This is a genomic window from Streptomyces sp. cmx-18-6 (assembly GCF_046548915.1).
In the GTDB taxonomy this organism is placed as follows: Bacteria; Actinomycetota; Actinomycetes; order Streptomycetales; family Streptomycetaceae; genus Streptomyces.
Window position 1 is genome coordinate 756,499 of sequence record NZ_JAEBEP010000001.1, and the last position, 14,886, is coordinate 771,384.

Genomic DNA, 14,886 nt, shown 5'->3' on the forward strand with positions numbered 1-14,886 from the left:
CCCGGCTACAGCAGCGCTACGGCGGTGTCGACGGCCCCCGCCACGTCCCCGTCGACCGGATAGAGCAACGACCGCCCCACGACCAGCCCCCGCACGCTCGGCAGCCGCAGCGCCTCGCGCCACTTCCCGTACGCCCCGTCCAGGTCGTCGCCCACCTCCCCGCCGAGCAGCACGGCGGGCAGCGTGGAGGTCTCCATGACCCGGGCCATGTCGGCCGGCTTTTCGGTGACGGGGACCTTCAGCCAGGTGTACGCGGAGGTCCCGGCCAGGCCGGACGCGATGGCGATGGAGGTGGCCACGGCGGTCGCGCCGAGGTCGTTGCGGAGGCGGCCGTCGACGCGCCGGCAGAGGAACGGCTCGACGAAGACGGGCAGCCGGTGCGCCGCCATGGCGTCGATCGCGCGGGCGGCGGCGTGCAGGGTGTCCAGGGAGCCGGGGTCGTCGTGGTCGATGCGCAGCAGGAGCTTCCCCGCGTCGAACCCCTGGCGGACCAGGTCCTCGGGGCGGTGGCCGGTGAACCGGTCGTCGAGCTCGAAGGAAGCGCCCGCGAGCCCGCCCCGGTTCATGGAGCCCATGACGACCTTGTCCTCCAGGGCTCCGAGGAGGAGCAGGTCGTCCAGGACGTCGGCGGAGGCGAGGACCCCGTCGACTCCCGGACGGGAGAGGGCGAGGCGGAGCCGCTCCAGCAGCTCGAACCGGTTGGCCATGGCGAGGGCCCGGTCCCCGACCGCGAGGGCGCCGCGTGCGGGGTGGTCGGCGGCGATGATCATCAACCGGCCGGGGTGCGCCGGGCCTTCGCGGGCGGCGTCGGTCGGAGTGCTGGTGTCGGTGTCGGTGTCGGTGTCGGTGTCGGTGTCGACCGTACGGAGCAGGGGTCTCCGCCTCCGTCGTGCGGCGGCTTCGGCCACCGCTTCGGGGTGCTCGGCGCGGAGGCGGACCAGGTCGTGGACGGAGCGGGCGGCGGGGGTGGCAGGGGTGGCGGGGGTGGCGGGGGTCATGAGCCCGCCCCCGAGGGCCCGGAGGCGATGTCCTCGGTGACCGCCCCCTCCGCGAGCGCCCGCTCCACCTCGTCCGGGAAGGGCATGGCGGAGGAGCAGGCGAGGCGGGAGGCGACGATGGCCCCGGCGGCGTTCGCGTACCGCATGATCCGCGCGATGTCCCATCCGGCGAGCAGCCCGTGGCAGAGCGCGCCCCCGAACGCGTCCCCGGCGCCGAGCCCGTTGACGACCTCCACGGGCAGGGGCGGCACATCGGCGGTGGAGCCGTCGCGGTGCACGGCCAGGACGCCCTTCGGCCCCTGCTTGACGACGGCAAGCTCCACCCCGGCCGCGAGCAGGGCGCGGGCGGCGGCGTGCGGTTCGCGCTCGCCGGTCGCGATCTCGCACTCGTCTACGTTGCCCACGGCGACGGTGGCGTGGGCGAGCGCTTCCCGGTAGCGGGCGGGGGCCACGGAGCTGTGGTCCTCTCCGTCCCAGAACATGGGCCGCCAGTCGAGGTCGAACACGGTCGCGGTGCGGGGCTCGCGGTCCGGGCTCTCGCTGCGGGTCCGGAGGGCCGCCAGGGTCGCGGTCCGACTCGGTTCGGCGCTGAGCCCGGTGCCGGTCATCCAGAAGATCCGGGCGGCGCGCACCGCGTCGAGGTCGAGCTCCGGCGGGTGGATCTCCAGGTCGGGCGCTTTGGGCTGCCGGTAGAAGTAGAGGGGGAAGTCGTCCGGCGGGAAGATCTCGCAGAACGTGACCGGGGTCGGGTACTCCTCGACCGCCGTCACCCACCGGTCGTCCACGCCGAAACCTTCGAGCTCCTGGTGGAGGTACTCCCCGAAGGCGTCCGAGCCGGTCCGGGTGATCAAGGCGGTCCGCCGCCCCAGCCGGGCCGCCGCCACCGCCACGTTCGTCGGGGAGCCGCCGAGGAACTTGCCGAACGTCTCGACCCGGGCGAGCGGCACCCCGACCTCCAGGGGGTAGATGTCCACCCCGATCCGCCCCATGGTGATCACGTCGTACGGCTCAGGCATGCGCATCCCTTCGACCCTCGTCGGCCGACTGATCCCAGGTCTAGTCCCCGCCCGGGAACCCTGTCAACATTTTGTCCGGACATTCGGACGAACCCTTGACACTCTTCCGTACGGGCCGCGACGCTGGGCGATATGACCCCCTCCGCACCCTCTTCGGCCCGCATCCGTATCGGCTCGGCACCCGACTCGTGGGGGGTGTGGTTCCCCGACGACCCGCAGCAGGCGCCCTGGCAGCGCTTCCTCGACGAGGTGTCCGAGGCCGGTTACGAGTGGATCGAGCTCGGTCCGTACGGCTATCTGCCCACCGATCCGGCCCGGCTGACGGACGAGACCCGCAGCCGGGGGCTCACCGTCTCCGCGGGCACCGTCTTCACCGGCCTGCACCACGGTCCGGAGGTCTGGGACCGGACCTGGGCGCATGTGGCGGACATCGCCGAACTGACCCGGGCCATGGGTGCCGAACACCTGGTCGTCATCCCTTCCTTCTGGCGCGACGACAAGACGGGCGAGGTCCTGGAGGACCGCACGCTGGCCCCCGCGCAGTGGCGGGACCTCACCGCCCAGACCGAACGGCTCGGCCGGGAGGTCCGGGAGCGCTACGGGCTCCGCATCGTCGTCCACCCGCATGCGGACACCCACATCGACAGCGAGGAGAACGTCAACCGCTTCCTCGACGCCACCGACCCCGCCCTGGTCTCGCTCTGCCTGGACACCGGGCACTACGCCTACTGCGGCGGCGACAGCGTCAAGCTCATCGAGACATACGGAGAACGCATCGGCTACCTCCACCTCAAGCAGGTCGACCCCGAGGTCCTGGCGACCGTGGTGGCCGACGAGGTCCCGTTCGGCCCGGCCGTGGCGCGGGGCGTGATGTGCGAACCGCCCGGCGGCGTGCCCGCCCTGGAACCCGTCCTGGACGCGGCCCGGGCCCTGGACGTCGACCTGTTCGCGATCGTGGAGCAGGACATGTACCCGTGCGACCCGGACAAGCCGCTCCCGATCGCGCGCCGCACCCGCGAGTTCCTCCGCTCCTGCGGGAGCCCCGGCACAGCGGGTGCGCCCGGTACGCCCGGCGCGCCCCGAGTCGCCGGCTGAGGCTCCTGCCTCGACCTCCGACCCCGAGCTGGGGCCTCGACCCCGGACCCCGGCCTCCGACCCCGGGCTCGGGCCCCGGCTGCCGTGCCGGGCCCCGGCATCGGACTTCGACCTCCAACCCCGGCTGCCGTGCCGGGCCCCGGCCTCCGCCCCGGGCCTCGGCCTCGGTGTCCGCGTCAGACTCCCGTACGCCCGTCGATGCGCTCGCGTATCAGGTCGGCGTGCCCGCAGTGGCGCGCGTACTCACCGATCATGTGCGTGTAGATCCACCGCAGCGTCACCTCCCCGCCCATGAACGGGCTGGTGTCGTCGAGCCCTCGGCCCGCGCAGTTCTCCCGCCCCCTGCGGACCTCGGCCTCCCACACCGCCACCGCGTCGCCGTACGTGGCGTCCTCGGCAAGCTCGAACCCGCCGTCGTGCCCACCGCCCCCACCCCCGTCGACCGGGGCGAACAGCGCCGGAACGTCCTCCTGCGCGAGGACCTTCCGGAACCAGTTCCGCTCGACGGCCACCGCGTGCTGGACGAGCCCGAGCAACGTCATCGCGGAAGGAGCCACGGACGCCTCACGGAGCTGCGCCTCGGACAGCTCCGCGCACTTCTGGGCGAGGGTGGCGCGATAGAAGTCGAGCCAGCTCTCCAGCGTGGTCCGCTCATCGGCGACCGGCGGGGGCATGGGGCGTTCGGAAGTGCTCATGGTCATCATCGTGGCACCCGGGTCTGACATCGTCCGGATTCCGCACCACAGCTGGCTGTTCATCCCTTCTGTCACAGCAGTAACTGTTTCGCCACACATATCTCCGTTACGCGGGTTTTCCGTCACAGGCGCACGACAGCCCCACCCCGCCTGCCGCCAGGGGTCGTTCAACCCAGCGCAGGCTGAGTGATCGTCAGCCCGCGCCCCGCGACTTCCCCCCGGCCGGCACCCCACCGCCGCCGCTGAGGGGCGGGGCAGAACCGAGCAGCACAGAGCAGCACAGAGCAGCAGCACAGAGAGGTGTCACGGATGACGGACAGAACACTCTGGTCCTACAAGGACATTGCCGCGCACATCCAGGTCCAGCCGGACACCGTCCGCTCCTACCGCAAACACGGCCTCCTCCCCCCGCCCGACCAGGTGAAGAACGGAAAGCCCTACTGGTACGGCGACACCATCCGAGCCTGGGTCGCCTCCCGCCCCCGCAACCGGGGCCGCTGACCCGCCACACTCTCCCCCCGGAGGAACTCTTCCGGGTGGGCCCGGGGGCCGTTGCTGAACCGGATCCCGGGCCCGCCCCCGCAGAGGCCACGTGGCTACGCCCCCGTGGTGACCTTCTCCCCGTCGCGGGTCGCCTCGGGTATCTCCCCGTCGACCGTGGGCTCCCCCGGGCCGCCGGGCCCGTCCTTCGTGCCGGAAGGGGCCGGGGCCGACTCGCCCTCGCTGAGGCCGAATCTCTGGTGGAAGGCGCGCAGTGGCTTGGGGGCCCACCAAGTGGCGTGGCCCGTCAGCTTCATCACCGCGGGGACCAGCAGGCTGCGGATCACCATGGCGTCCATCAGGACGGCGAGGGCGATGCCGAGTCCCAGCATCTTGGTGTTGGTGACCCGTGAGGTGCCTATGGCGACCATCACGACCGCCAGGATCACCGCGGCCGCGGTGATCAGGCCGCCCGTGCGGGACAGTCCGAAGGTGACCGAGTGCTCGTGGTCGCCGGTCCGGTCGTACTCCTCCTTGATGCGGGAGAGCAGGAAGACCCCGTAGTCCATGGAGAGGCCGAAGGCCACGCAGAACATCAGGACGGGCAGCGTCGTCTCTATGTCCCCCGTACTGGTGAAGGCGAGGATCCCCGAGAGATTGCCGTCCTGGAAGACCCAGACCACCGCCCCGAACATCGCCGTCAGGCTGAGGGCGTTGAGCACGACCGCCTGGATCGGGATGAGCACGCTGCCGGTGAGCAGGAAGACCAGGAGCAGCGTCACCACGACGATGATGCCGATCGCCCAGGGCAGCCGGTCCGCGATGGCGTCCTTGGAGTCGACGAGGACGGCAGCCGTGCCCGTGACCGAGGTGTCGAAGGAGCCGGCGGGCATCGCGCGCAGGTCCCGTACGAGCTGCTGGGTCTCCTGCCCGACCGCCTCGCCGTCCGGCAGCACGCTGAAGTACGCGGCCGAGTCCCCCGTGACCGGGCCGTCGACGCGCAGCACGCCCGGGACCTTCTCGATCCGGTCCTTGAGGGCTGCGTACGCGGCGGGCGTCCCCTCTCCCTCGGCTAGCAGCTCCAGGCCGCCGCTGGGGCTGCCGGGGAAGCCGTCCCGGATGTGCTCCTGGACCACCCGGGACTCGGCCCCGGCGGGGAGCTGGCGGTCGTCCGCCGTACCGAACTTGACCCCGAGGAAGGGCAGTCCGAGCAGGACGAGCCCCACGGTGGTGACGATGGCGAAGACGGGAGCCCTGCGCATCACCAGGACGGCGAAGCGCGCCCATCCCCGGCCGGTCTCCTCGGCAGCGGCTTCTGCGGTGGCCCGGCCCTTCCTGCGGCGCAGCAGGCGGCGCAGGTCGAGCGCGTTGACCCGGGGGCCCAGCAGCATGAACGCGGCGGGGAGCAGGATCAGTGCCGCGGCGGCGGCCAGCAGGACCACGGCTATGCCGGCGTAGGCGAAGGACCGCAGGAAGTACTGGGGGAAGACCAGCATCGCCGACAGGGAGACCGCGACGGTCAGCGCGGAGAAGAGCACCGTCCGGCCTGCGGTGCGCAGCGTGGCGCCGACCGCCGTCCGGGTGTCGGCCCCGGCGTCGAGCTCCTCGCGGAAGCGGCGGACGATGAACAGGGCGTAGTCGATGGCCAGTCCGAGGCCGAGGGCCGTGGTGAGGTTCATCGCGAAGACCGAGACGTCGGTGAACTCGGTCAGGCCGCGCAGCACGGCGTTGGTGCCGAGGATGGCGACGATGCCGACGAGCAGCGGCAGCATGGCGGCGACCGCACTGCCGAAGACCATGACCAGCAGGACCAGCGTCACGGGCAGGGCGATGAGCTCGGCCCGCAGCAGGTCCTCCTGGATGATCGTCTGCATCTCGTGCTGGACGGCGACGGGCCCGCCCAGCGAGACCTTCACCGGGCCGCTCTCCCCGGCGAAGGCGGGAGCGATCCGTTCGAGCGTCTCGCCCGCCTCTGTCTCGTCGCCCCCTATCCGGGCCGCGATGAGCGCTTCGCGGCCGTCCTCGGCGCGCAGGGCGGGCGCCTCGGTCTGCCAGTACGACGTCACTCCGGATATGCCGGGCTCGGCGGTGAGCCGCTCGGTGAGCCGTGCGGCCTCCGCGGCCACCGCCGGATCGTCGACGGAGGCGCTGCCGCTGTCCACCAGCAGGAGCAGGTTCGGCTGCGAGGCGGGGAACTCCCGCTCCAGCGCCTCGGTGGCGTAGGTCGACTCGGCGTCGGGGGCCTGCCAGCCGCCGCTGCCCATCCGGTCGGCCACCCCGCTCCCGGCGAACACGGCGAGCGCGGTGATCACCAGGGCGGCCAGCAGGGCCAGCCGGGGCCTGGCGGTGACGAACCGGGTCCAGCCCCCGACCGGCTGCGACAAGCCGGCCTGACCGGACGAGCCGGGCGAGCCGGATCGGCCGGGCGAGCCGGATCGGCCGGGCGAGCCGGATCGGCCGGGTGAGCCGGATCGGCCGGGTGAGCCGGATCGGCCGGGTGAGCCAGGCGGGCCGGACGAGCCGGGTGGACCGTTGACTTCGGACATGGTGCGGTGTCCCCTTCACCGAGACCCGGGCAGCGCAGGGCAGCATGGGTCAGTCGTTGCCACTTACACTGGCAAACACGAGTAGTCGCTCGCGTTTCCTTAGAATGCGAGCGAACACTCGCGTTTGTCAAACGCATCATGAAAGCTGGGGAAGACCGTGCCGGAGTCCAAAGCCAGGAAGGGCGCCACGGGGGAAGGCGCCACCAAGAAACCCGGAGCCGACGAGGCGGGCGGCACCGCGGAGGCCACCCGCCCGCGCCGCCGCCAGGCCCGTGGCGAAGCCCGTATCGCCCAGTTGCTCCAGGCCGCGGCCAGCGTCTTCTGCACCAGCGGCTACACCGCCTCCAGCACCAACGCCATCGCCCGCGAGGCCGGCGTCTCGCCGGGCACGCTGTACCAGTTCTTCCCGAACAAGGAGGCCATCGCCGTCGAGCTGGGCGACCAGCTCCTCAACCGCTGGCGCGACACCTATGGCGCGGCCTTCACCCCGAGCCACATGGAACTGCCGCTCGACCGCATGCTGGACGCCGTCCTCGACCCGTTGATCGCCTTCAACTGCGAGAACCCGGCGTTCTTCGCGCTGATGCACGGCTCGGAGATCCCCGGGCGGATCACCGAGGCGCACGACACCGTGCACGCCACCATGCTGGCCCGGGTCGAGGAGATCCTCGTCAACTACCTCCCGGCGATCCCCGGCGACCAGGTCCACCGGGTCGCCGACATGACCTTCATGACGTTCAAGGCCGGGCTCGATCTGATCATGGCCCACGAGGGCGAGGAGCGGGACGCCTACATCCGCGAGCTGAAGGTGCTCATGTTCCGCTACCTGGATCCCCTGATCGGCGACGACTCACCCCATCTGGCTCCGCACGCCCGCCAGGGCCGTACCCCTTAGAGAACCCTTAGCGCCGAAGCAGCCGGTCGGCCCCACCGGGCGCGCCTCCCTCCGGCCAATACCCCCTAGGGGTATAGTATGAGGTGAGTGAGACGCCCCGGGCTTCCCTGTGGCCCCCTGCGTCACACGCGTACGCCCCCGGAACGCGTCGCCCCAAGACGCGCTGACGAACTTCGTGCCTGCCGAAGAGGAGACCACCATGACCGCCGAGACCGAGCCCACCACCCAGTCCACCGGCTCCTGCTGCTCGCCCGCCGGCTCCTGCCACGGCGGTGCGAGCGACGTGCAGATCGAGTCGGCGGACTCGGTCACCACGGTGTACGAGGTCAAGGGCATGACCTGCGGCCACTGCGAGGGGGCCGTGTCGGAGGAGATCTCCGCGCTCGGCGGCGTGACGTCCGTCGAGGCCGTCGCCGCCACGGGGCGCGTCACCGTCTCCTCCAAGGCCCCGCTGACCGAGGACGCCGTGCGCGCCGCCGTCGACGAGGCCGGTTACGAGCTCGTCGGCCGGGCCGCCTGAGCGCCGCCGCACCACCTCTCCCGGTCGGGCCGCGCCCACCAGCAGATACTGGTGGGGTACGGCCCGACCTGCGTTACCCAGGAGTTCGGACATGGCCAGCACAGCAGCAGCCGGAACCCCGGCCGCGAACGCCTCCGAGGCCGAGCTCATGATCGGCGGCATGACGTGCGCCTCGTGCGCCGCCCGCGTCGAGAAGAAGCTCAACCGGATGGACGGCGTGAGCGCCACGGTGAACTACGCGACCGAGAAGGCGCGCGTCACGTTCACGGAGGGGTTGGCGCTGTCGGATCTCGTCGCGACGGTCGAGAAGACCGGCTACACGGCCCGGCCCGTCGCACCCCCGGAGCGGAAACCGGAACGGAAGCCCGAGCCTGGACCTGAGCGGAATCCGGAACAGGCCGCCGCCCTCGCCGCACTCCGGCAGCGGGTCATCGTCTCGGCCGTCCTCAGCCTCCCCGTCGTCCTGCTCGCCATGATTCCCGCGCTCCAGTTCGACAACTGGCAGTGGCTCTCCCTGACCCTCGCCGCGCCCGTCGTCGTCTGGGGCGGCCTGCCCTTCCACCGCGCCGCCTGGGCCAACCTCCGGCACGGCGCGGCGACGATGGACACCCTGGTCTCGTTGGGCACCCTCGCCGCCTTCGGCTGGTCGCTGTGGGCCCTGTTCCTCGGTGACGCGGGCATGCCGGGCATGCGGCACGGGTTCGAACTGACCGTCTCGCGCGCCGACGCGAGCTCCACGATCTATCTGGAGGTCGCGGCCGGCGTCATCACGTTCATCCTGCTCGGCCGCTACCTGGAGGCCCGCGCCAAGCGGAAGTCCGGGGCCGCGCTGCGGGCGCTGATGCACTTGGGGGCCAAGGACGTCGCCGTGCTCAGAGACGGTACGGAGGTACGCGTCCCCGCCGACCGGCTCCAGGTGGGGGACCGTTTCCTGGTCCGGCCCGGCGAGAAGATCGCCACCGACGGCCTGGTCGTCGAGGGCAGCTCCGCCGTGGACGCCTCCATGCTCACCGGCGAGTCCGTCCCCGTGGAAGTCGCCACCGGCGACCCCGTCACCGGAGCCACCATCAACGCCGGCGGACGACTCGTCATCGAAGCCACCCGCATCGGCTCCGACACCCAACTCGCCCGCATGGCCCACCTCGTCGAAGACGCCCAGAACGGCAAAGCAACCGCACAACGCCTCGCCGACCGCATCTCCGCCGTCTTCGTCCCCCTCGTCATCGCCCTGTCCCTCGCAACCCTGGGCTTCTGGCTCGGCACCGGCAACGGACTCACCGCCGCCTTCACCGCAGCCGTCGCCGTCCTGATCATCGCCTGCCCCTGCGCCCTCGGCCTCGCCACCCCCACCGCCCTCATGGTCGGCACCGGCCGCGGAGCCCAACTCGGCATCCTCATCAAAGGACCCGAAGTCCTCGAAACCACCCGCCGCGCCGACACCATCGTCCTCGACAAAACCGGCACCATCACCACCGGCAAGATGACCCTCCTCGACATCCACACCGCCGAAGGCACCGACGACAACGACGTCCTGCGCCTCGCCGGAGCCCTGGAACACGCCTCCGAACACCCCATCGCCCAAGCAGTGGCAACCGGCGCCCTCGAACGCCTCAACAACACCCCCCTCCCCACCCCCGAAGACTTCACCAACATCCCCGGCCTCGGCGTCCAAGGCATCGTCGAAGGACACGCCCTCCTCGTCGGCCGGGAGAAGCTGCTGGACGACGCCGGGATCTCCCTCCCGCCGGAGCTGTCCGCCGCCCTGGCGGAGGCCGGGGAGCAGGGACGTACGGCGGTCGTCGTCGCCTGGGACGGTGCGGCGCGGGGTGTGCTCGCGGTGGCCGACGCCGTCAAGGACGGCAGCGCGGACGCGGTGGCGGAGCTGCGGGCCCTGGGGCTGCGCCCCGTCCTGCTGACCGGGGACAACCGGGCGGTGGCCGAGGCGGTGGCCCGCGAGGTGGGCATCGACGAGGTCCACGCCGAGGTGCTCCCCGAGGAGAAGGTGGACGTCGTCAGACGCCTTCAGGCGGAGGGCCGGAGCGTCGCGATGGTCGGTGACGGGGTCAACGACGCCGCGGCTCTGGCCACGGCAGACCTGGGGCTGGCGATGGGTACCGGGGCGGATGCGGCGATCGAGGCGAGCGACCTCACATTGGTTCGTGGAGATCTCAAGGTGACTGCTGACGCAATCCGCCTTTCCAGGCGTACTCTGGCCACCATCAGGGGCAACCTCGTCTGGGCCTTCGGGTACAACGTCGCGGCACTGCCCCTGGCTGCAAGTGGCCTGCTCAACCCTATGATCGCGGGAGCCGCCATGGCGTTTTCGTCCGTGTTCGTCGTCACGAACAGCCTTCGGTTGCGTGCCTTCACGTAACTTCCACAAAGAGATTTAGATCACACTGGTTTCAGGGTAACCATCCGGTGGGTTCGCGAGTCTTAGAGTGCGATGCCAAGGATGTCTTGGGGGACGTCCGAAGGGAGTGTCTTGGGGGACGCTCCTGCGGCAAGCGTTGGCCGGGGCACGTGCACCGGGGAGCTTGAGCGGCCCTCCCGTGCGTACGTTCCCCGGCAGACCGCGCAGTACGACAACGGGAGCTTCGGCTCCCCTCAGACGCCCGGCCGGATCCCGTGGGGGGAATCCGCTCCGGGATATGGGAAGCGCCCCGTCCGTCGACCCGTGGGGGGATCGGCGGCGGGGCGTTTCTCGCTCATAGCGGGGCCGAGCACCCCCCGACCCGCCCCCGGACGCCGAATCGCCCCGGACACCGCGCTCTGTGCGAAAGCGCGGTACGCGGGGCGAAGGCAGTCGGCCGAAGCGGCCGGGCACTACGGGCGGAGCGAGGATCCAGCGGTACGGAACCGGGGTCAGCGGCCCTCGACCGGGACGAAGTCGCGCAGGACCTCGCCGGTGTAGATCTGGCGCGGGCGGCCGATGCGGGAACCCGGCTCCTTGATCATCTCGTGCCACTGGGCGATCCAGCCCGGAAGGCGGCCGAGTGCGAAGAGCACCGTGAACATCTCGGTCGGGAAGCCCATGGCCCGGTAGATCAGACCGGTGTAGAAGTCCACGTTGGGGTAGAGGTTGCGCGAGACGAAGTAGTCGTCGGAGAGCGCGTGCTCCTCCAGCTTGAGCGCGATGTCGAGCAGCTCGTCGGACTTGCCGAGCGCGGACAGCACGTCGTGGGCGGCGGCCTTGATGATCTTGGCGCGCGGGTCGAAGGACTTGTACACCCGGTGGCCGAAGCCCATCAGGCGGACGCCGTCCTCCTTGTTCTTCACCTTGCGGATGAAGGAGTCGACATCGCCGCCGTTGGCCTGGATGCCTTCGAGCATCTCCAGCACCGACTGGTTGGCGCCACCGTGCAGGGGGCCCCACAGCGCCGAGATGCCGGCGGAGATCGAGGCGAACATGTTCGCCTGCGAGGAGCCGACCAGACGCACGGTGGAGGTCGAACAGTTCTGCTCGTGGTCCGCGTGCAGGATGAGCAGCTTGTCCAGCGCCGAGACGACGACCGGGTCCAGCTCGTACTCCTGGGCGGGGACCGAGAAGGTCATGCGGAGGAAGTTCTCCACGTACCCGAGGTCGTTGCGCGGGTAGACGAAGGGGTGCCCGATCGACTTCTTGTACGCGTACGCCGCGATCGTCGGCAGCTTCGCCAGCAGGCGGATCGTCGAGAGGTGGCGCTGCTCCTCGTCGAACGGGTTGTGGCTGTCCTGGTAGAACGTGGACAGCGCGCTGACGACCGAGGACAGCATGGCCATCGGGTGGGCGTCGCGCGGGAAGCCGTCGAAGAACCGCTTGACGTCCTCGTGCAGCAGCGTGTGCTGGGTGATCTCGTTCTTGAAGGTCGCCAGCTCGTCGACCTTGGGGAGATCGCCGTTGATCAGCGTGTACGCGACCTCGAGGAACGACGAACGCTCGGCGAGCTGCTCGATCGGGTATCCGCGGTAGCGCAGAATGCCCTGCTCACCGTCGAGGTACGTGATGGCGGATTTATAGGCGGCAGTGTTGCCGTATCCGCTGTCCAGGGTGACCAGGCCGGTATTGGCCCGGAGCTTCCCGATGTCGAAGCCCTTGTCGCCGACGGTGCTGTCGATCACCGGGTAGGTGTACTCGTCGTCGCCGTACCGCAGTACTACAGCGTTGTTGGTGTGCTCGCTCACGTCATCCCTCACCGACGTAGTGCCTCTTCTTCGAGGTGCCCTGACTGTCTCCACCCTCCCCCATTCGGCTCAGGAGAGTGCACTCGGGGTCGTCCATTGGACCTACTGGCGGCACTGAGTGCCGCCAACTTACTCATCCTGCCCCCTTGACTGCGGTTCCGGAAGACCTCCGTGATGTTTCCCACCGATTTGATCGATCATTTTTTCGCGGGGGTCACGCGAAGTCTTCTCCTGAACCGCCCCGGAGCCGGAAATCCAGCGCCGTACAGCGTCTGCCTGCGGAAACCGTGCGGACTGCCTGGCCGATCGCCTTACGGGACCCGACCAGGACGACGAGCTTCTTGGCCCGCGTCACGGCCGTGTACAGCAGGTTGCGCTGGAGCATCATCCAGGCGCTGTTGGTGACGGGTATGACGACGGCCGGATACTCGCTGCCCTGGGAGCGGTGGATGGTCATGGCGTAGGCGTGGGCCAGCTCGTCCAGCTCGTCGAAGTCGTAGGGGATCTCCTCGTCCTCGTCGGTGCGGACGGTGAGCTTCTGCTCGTCCACGTCGAGGGCGGTGACGACGCCGACCGTGCCGTTGAAGACGCCGTTCTCGCCCTTGTCGTAGTTGTTGCGGATCTGGGTGACCTTGTCGCCGACCCGGAAGACCCGGCCGCCGAACCGCTTCTCGGGGAGGTCGGGGCGGGCGGGGGTGATGGCCTGCTGGAGCAGCCCGTTCAGATGGCCCGCACCGGCCGGGCCGCGGTGCATCGGGGCGAGGACCTGCACGTCACGGCGGGGGTTGAAGCCGAACTTGGCCGGAATGCGGCGGGCCGCCACATCCACGGCGAGCACGCCCGCGTCCTCCGTCTCGTCCTCCACGAAGAGGAAGAAGTCGTTCAGCCCCTCGGTGAGCGGTGGCTGTCCGGCGTTGATCCGGTGCGCGTTGGTGACCACGCCCGACTGCTGGGCCTGGCGGAAGATCCGGGTGAGCCGGACGGCGGGGACCGGGCCGCCCTTCGCGAGCAGGTCGCTCAGCACCTCCCCCGCGCCGACCGAGGGCAGCTGGTCGACGTCGCCCACGAGGAGGAGGTGGGCACCGGGTGCCACCGCCTTCACGAGCTTGTTGGCGAGGAGCAGGTCCAGCATCGACGCCTCGTCGACCACGACCAGATCGGCGTCCAGCGGGCGGTCCCGGTCGTAGGCCGCGTCCCCGCCCGGCTTCAGCTCCAGCAGCCGGTGCACGGTGGACGCCTCGGCCCCGGTCAGCTCGGCCAGCCGCTTGGCGGCCCGCCCCGTTGGCGCGGCCAGCACTACCTTCGCCCGCTTGGCCCGCGCCAGCTCGACGATGGACCGGACGGTGAACGACTTCCCGCAGCCGGGGCCACCGGTCAGGACGGCCACCTTCCGGCTGAGCGCGAGCCGTACCGCCTCCTCCTGCTCGGGCGCGAGGTCGGCCCCCGTACGCGTCGCGAGCCAGGCCAGCGCCTTGTCCCAGTCAACGTCCTGGAAGGCCGGCATCCGGTCCTCCTCGGTCCGCAGCAGCCGCCGCACCTGCCCGGCGAGGGAGAGCTCGGCGCGGTGGAAGGGGACGAGGTAGACGGCGGTGACCGGCTCGCCGCCCTCGGGGGACGGCACCTTCTCCCGCACGACGCCCTCCGGGTCGGCGGCCAGCTCGGCCAGGCACTCGATGACCAGCCCGGTGTCGACCTGGAGCAGCTTGACCCCGTCCGCGATGAGCCGCTCCTCGGGGAGGTAGCAGTGGCCCTGGTCGGAGGACTGGGACAGGGCGTACTGGAGGCCCGCCTTGACCCGCTCGGGGCTGTCGTGGGGTATGCCGACCGCCTGGGCGATCTTGTCGGCGGTGAGGAACCCGATGCCCCAGACGTCGGCGGCCAGCCGGTAGGGCTGGTTCTTCACGACGGAGATCGAGGCGTCCTCGTACTTCTTGTAGATGCGGACGGCGATGGAGGTGGAGACGCCGACGCCCTGGAGGAAGACCATGACCTCCTTGATCGCCTTCTGCTCCTCCCACGCCGCCGCGATCATCTTCGTGCGCTTGGGGCCGAGGCCGGGGACCTCGACGAGCCGCTTGGGCTGGTTCTCGATGATGTCGAGGGTGTCGACGCCGAAGTGGGTGGTGATCCGGTCGGCCATCACCGGCCCGATGCCCTTGATCAGCCCGGAGCCGAGATAGCGGCGGATGCCCTGGATGGTGGCGGGCAGGACGGTGGTGTAGTTCTCGACGGTGAACTGCTTGCCGTACTGCGAGTGGGAGCTCCAACGGCCCTCCATCCGCAGCGACTCGCCGACCTGCGCGCCGAGCAGCGCACCGACCACCGTGAGGAGGTCGCCGGCCCCGCGCCCGGTGTCGACGCGGGCGACCGTGTACCCGTTCTCCTCGTTGGCGTACGTGATCCTCTCCAGGACCCCTTCGATGACGGCCGTGTTGGACATGACCCGACGCTACCGGGCCCCACTGACAACGCCGTTC

The 14,886-nt window shown here is 70.6% G+C and carries 11 protein-coding genes; 5 read left to right on the top strand and 6 right to left on the bottom strand.

The features are described from left to right. Positions 1-5: 5 nt before the first annotated feature. Together ACLJPL_RS03400 and iolC are read right to left on the bottom strand one after the other, a co-directional pair. The gene (locus ACLJPL_RS03400) at positions 6-998 is read right to left on the bottom strand and encodes a deoxyribose-phosphate aldolase (protein ID WP_411079127.1); all 993 of its coding nucleotides are present in this window, start codon (positions 996-998) and stop codon (positions 6-8) included. After that, on the bottom strand, positions 995-2,014 hold the full coding sequence (gene iolC / locus ACLJPL_RS03405) for a 5-dehydro-2-deoxygluconokinase (RefSeq protein WP_411079128.1): 1,020 nt from the start codon (positions 2,012-2,014) through the stop codon (positions 995-997). Before iolC ends, ACLJPL_RS03400 begins: the two co-directional genes overlap by 4 nt. Before the next feature lie 132 nt (positions 2,015-2,146). Here iolC and ACLJPL_RS03410 point away from each other — a divergent pair, with 132 nt between their 5' ends. Next, complete coding sequence (locus ACLJPL_RS03410; RefSeq protein ID WP_411079129.1) at positions 2,147-3,109, top strand: sugar phosphate isomerase/epimerase family protein; 963 nt, start codon at positions 2,147-2,149, stop codon at positions 3,107-3,109. A 176-nt stretch (positions 3,110-3,285) separates the two neighbouring features. Here ACLJPL_RS03410 and ACLJPL_RS03415 read toward each other — a convergent pair whose 3' ends face one another. After that, positions 3,286-3,804, bottom strand: a complete 519-nt coding sequence (locus ACLJPL_RS03415; protein ID WP_411079130.1) for a DinB family protein — start codon at positions 3,802-3,804, stop codon at positions 3,286-3,288. A gap of 309 nt (positions 3,805-4,113) precedes the next feature. On the opposite strand from ACLJPL_RS03415, the gene ACLJPL_RS03420 reads away from it, so the two are divergent. Further along, the gene (locus ACLJPL_RS03420) at positions 4,114-4,305 is read left to right on the top strand and encodes a helix-turn-helix transcriptional regulator (protein WP_084746329.1); all 192 of its coding nucleotides are present in this window, start codon (positions 4,114-4,116) and stop codon (positions 4,303-4,305) included. A 95-nt stretch (positions 4,306-4,400) separates the two neighbouring features. On the opposite strand, the gene ACLJPL_RS03425 is transcribed toward ACLJPL_RS03420, so the two are convergent. Next, positions 4,401-6,830 carry an MMPL family transporter gene (locus ACLJPL_RS03425; RefSeq protein ID WP_411079131.1) on the bottom strand — a complete coding sequence of 810 codons (2,430 nt, stop codon included), beginning with the start codon at positions 6,828-6,830 and terminating at the stop codon, positions 4,401-4,403. Between the two features lie 157 nt (positions 6,831-6,987). Between ACLJPL_RS03425 and ACLJPL_RS03430 the strand changes: the two genes are divergently transcribed. The 3 genes from ACLJPL_RS03430 (at position 6,988) to ACLJPL_RS03440 (ending at position 10,619) form a co-directional block, all read left to right on the top strand. Next, positions 6,988-7,725 (top strand): TetR family transcriptional regulator, encoded by a 738-nt coding sequence (locus ACLJPL_RS03430; protein ID WP_411079132.1) that lies wholly within the window; start codon positions 6,988-6,990, stop codon positions 7,723-7,725. A 199-nt stretch (positions 7,726-7,924) separates the two neighbouring features. Continuing rightward, positions 7,925-8,245: a heavy-metal-associated domain-containing protein gene (locus tag ACLJPL_RS03435; RefSeq protein ID WP_411079133.1), complete on the top strand. Its 321-nt coding sequence runs from the start codon at positions 7,925-7,927 to the stop codon at positions 8,243-8,245. Positions 8,246-8,336: 91 nt separating this feature from the next. After that, the gene (locus ACLJPL_RS03440; protein WP_411079134.1) at positions 8,337-10,619 is read left to right on the top strand and encodes a heavy metal translocating P-type ATPase; all 2,283 of its coding nucleotides are present in this window, start codon (positions 8,337-8,339) and stop codon (positions 10,617-10,619) included. Between the two features lie 491 nt (positions 10,620-11,110). Here ACLJPL_RS03440 and ACLJPL_RS03445 read toward each other — a convergent pair whose 3' ends face one another. Continuing rightward, positions 11,111-12,409, bottom strand: a complete 1,299-nt coding sequence (locus ACLJPL_RS03445) for a citrate synthase (protein ID WP_109165615.1) — start codon at positions 12,407-12,409, stop codon at positions 11,111-11,113. Between the two features lie 214 nt (positions 12,410-12,623). Further along, complete coding sequence (locus ACLJPL_RS03450; RefSeq protein WP_411079135.1) at positions 12,624-14,849, bottom strand: ATP-dependent RecD-like DNA helicase; 2,226 nt, start codon at positions 14,847-14,849, stop codon at positions 12,624-12,626. Positions 14,850-14,886: the final 37 nt, after the last annotated feature.